The organism is Actinokineospora sp. (assembly GCF_050699995.1).
Classification (GTDB): domain Bacteria; phylum Actinomycetota; class Actinomycetes; order Mycobacteriales; family Pseudonocardiaceae; genus Actinokineospora.
The window spans coordinates 1-1,309 of sequence record NZ_JBOHGC010000249.1; the positions used below are offsets into that span (position 1 = coordinate 1).

Below are 1,309 nucleotides of genomic sequence, written 5' to 3' on the forward strand. Positions count from 1 at the left end.
GACCACTCCGTTCCTCGGCCGGGCACCGGCCCCACCCCCCCACGGGAGACGCCATGTTCGGTCCGGGATTGTTCCTGCGAATCCTCACCGCGGCGGGACTCGCCGTGAGTTCCTACATCCACTTCGACCTCGCCGCCGCCGACGACGCCAACGTGGCCGACATCAGCCAGGGCACCCTGTTCCGCGCGTCCAGGCGTCGGTCGCCGCCCTCGCCGCGGTCCTCATCCTCGTCACCGCCCACCGGGCGGTGACCGCGCTGGCGCTGCTCGTGTCCGCCGCGTCCCTGGCCGCCGTGGTGGCCTCGGTGTACGTCGACCTCGGAGCGATCGGCCCGTTCCCGAACATGTACGAGCCCGCCTGGCACAGCGACAAGACGATCAGCGCGATCGCCGAAGCGGTCTCCACGGTCACGGCCGCGGACGCCCTGCTCGTCGCCCGCAGCCGAGCACCGCACGACGCGGCAGCAGGCTGACGGCCGCCGTCTCACGCTTCGCGGGCGGCGTCGCTCGAACGGGCCTCGGCCAGCAACCACTCGCGTATCGACCGGCGGGGAGCGGGAGGCGGCAAGTCCGCCTCGACCCAGCCGTCGACCACACGGGTGCGGTACACGGTGGCTCCCCGCTCCGGCAGGTCGGTGCGCTCGCCGGTCGCCAGGTCGAAGCGCCAGAAGTGGCCTGGGCACACCAGTGTCCCGTCCTTGACCACACCACCGGACAGCGCGATGTCGCGATGCGGGCAGCGGTCGAGCATCGCGACGAATTCGCCGTCGCCCCTGGCCACGACGCACACGCGGTCGGACCCCAGGACGACCCGGCCCACGGGCTGGTCGTCCTCGATCTCCTCCACCCGGCAGACCCGCTGCCACCCGCCGGTCAATGGGTCCACCCCAGCCCGGCCGAGATGCGCGCCGCCGTCTCCACGACGTACCGGGCCAGGTGGCGCAGCCCCGCGTCGACGTCGTCGGCGTACTGCGCGACCGACACCGACGCGACCACCCGGCCCAGCGAGTCGCGCACCGGCGCCGCGATCGAGCACATCCCGGTCTGCGACTCCCCGCGGTTCTCGGCGAAGCCCTGCCGCCGGATGGTGGCGAACTCCTCGACCAGCGCGGACCGCGAGGTGATGGTCCGCGGCGTTTTCGGGGTCAGCCGCATGGTGTCGAGAAGGCGGTCGCGCTGGTCGACCGGCAGGTAGGCGAGAAGCACCTTGCCGCTGGAGGTCGAGTGGGACGCGGTCCGGGCGCCGATCGCGCGGAAGACCGGGATCGTTCCGGGCCCCTCGCGCCGCTCGATATAGAGCACATCCGGGC

Annotated in this window: 4 protein-coding genes; 2 read left to right on the plus strand and 2 right to left on the minus strand. The window is 72.7% G+C overall.

Annotated features, from left to right (window positions below):
• Positions 1-53 precede the first annotated feature (53 nt).
• Together ACRDSQ_RS12970 and ACRDSQ_RS12975 are read left to right on the plus strand one after the other, a co-directional pair.
• Positions 54-251: a hypothetical protein gene (locus ACRDSQ_RS12970; protein ID WP_431421230.1), complete on the plus strand. Its 198-nt coding sequence runs from the start codon at positions 54-56 to the stop codon at positions 249-251.
• Positions 248-472 (plus strand): hypothetical protein, encoded by a 225-nt coding sequence (locus ACRDSQ_RS12975; protein WP_431421231.1) that lies wholly within the window; start codon positions 248-250, stop codon positions 470-472. The genes ACRDSQ_RS12970 and ACRDSQ_RS12975 overlap by 4 nt, the downstream gene beginning before the upstream one ends.
• Before the next feature lie 11 nt (positions 473-483).
• On the opposite strand, the gene ACRDSQ_RS12980 is transcribed toward ACRDSQ_RS12975, so the two are convergent.
• Both ACRDSQ_RS12980 and ACRDSQ_RS12985 read right to left on the minus strand, forming a co-directional pair.
• Complete coding sequence (locus ACRDSQ_RS12980; protein WP_431421232.1) at positions 484-876, minus strand: Rieske (2Fe-2S) protein; 393 nt, start codon at positions 874-876, stop codon at positions 484-486.
• Positions 873-1,309, minus strand: a 437-nt coding sequence (locus tag ACRDSQ_RS12985) for an IclR family transcriptional regulator (protein ID WP_431421233.1), incomplete at its 5' end; no start/stop codon positions are given. The genes ACRDSQ_RS12985 and ACRDSQ_RS12980, both read right to left, overlap by 4 nt.

Excerpts from the sequence above, each read along its gene's own strand:
- ACRDSQ_RS12970 (WP_431421230.1), top strand. The coding sequence starts at position 54 with ATGTTCGGTCCGGGATTGTTCCTGCGAATCCTCACCGCGGCGGGACTC.